General features: G+C 35.6%; 1 protein-coding gene. It reads right to left on the bottom strand.

Annotated elements, in window-relative coordinates; translation table 11 throughout:
• Positions 1-1018: DUF4350 domain-containing protein (locus tag EKL98_RS16960; protein WP_126563236.1), on the bottom strand; the 1018-nt coding region annotated here is incomplete at its 3' end.
• Positions 1019-1104: the final 86 nt, after the last annotated feature.

Here is a 1104-nt window from a genome sequence, read left to right as displayed (position 1 = left end):
AATATTCGTTCCTGATTTTTTCGAGAAAATAAATAATTTTTTTATCGATAATGTTGTTGTGATCGCCTTCCTGGTAATACAAATTCCCAATGGTTTTTGTAAAATCGACCGTGGTGTTTGCCAACGGTTTTATTATTGGAACGACTCTTTGTTTTCGTTTGGCATTGAAAAATATAAACACAAGCATTCCAATCAAGAAAATATACCAAGCCCATTTTAGCGATGGTTGACTCAAAATGTACCGCATTGGCGAATCCGAAATTACTTCTCCTGTTTGATCTTTGACGCACCAAAAGACTTTTCTTTTCGGGATGTATGACAAGACTTTTTCGGCATATTCGTGATGATTGCCTTTCAATAAATGAAAATTGGTAAACGCCACGGGTTGCGTGTGCAAATAAAATACGCCAGTTTTATAATTGACTTTTATGAAATTGATTCTGGTGCTGTCGCCATTCTGATAGCCTAAAACAGTCGTATTCAGCGTATCGATTTTGGAAAAATAATTGTTGTTTACGCCTTCTATGATTTTGTATTTTTGATTGCCCAGTTTTTTGTTGGCGACCCAATTGTAGATGCTGTCCGAGTATTTGTATTCGCTATCCATTTTTAGATTCAAACTGTCTAACAAGGCATTCGGAATCATTTCGGAACTGATAAAAGCATTGTTTCCGTGATCTACAAACGAGCAAATTTCGGTAATTGATTGGTCGTCAAAATTTGATATTTTCGAAATACTGAGAAACGTTCCTTTGATTCGGTAATCATTTACAAGGGAATCATAATCGTATTTGCTATCAAAATATTCATAAGGTGTCGTTTTGAATTTCCTGATTTTTTGTCCCTTCAAAAGCGAATTGATTTCTTGGTCGAATACATACATTCCATAAGGAATTTTGTCTTTGAGGGAAAAGGTTGGTGTCCAATCAATGGGTTTTGGGCGATTGCTATCGATTACAACAATAGCCGCTATGAGCAACACCAAAAGGGCGATGTAGATTTTTAGCGTTTTATCCATTGTTAATAGTTTTTATTGATTTTTCGAAAGCGGTTCTGGCTTTTGTAAAAGTGTTTTCGTCCAATTCGAATTCGCCGTACCAAATA

Source organism: Flavobacterium bomense, assembly GCF_003970355.1.
The sequence above is the reverse complement of the archived record's forward strand: the minus strand, read 5'-3'. Positions and strand labels throughout refer to the sequence as shown.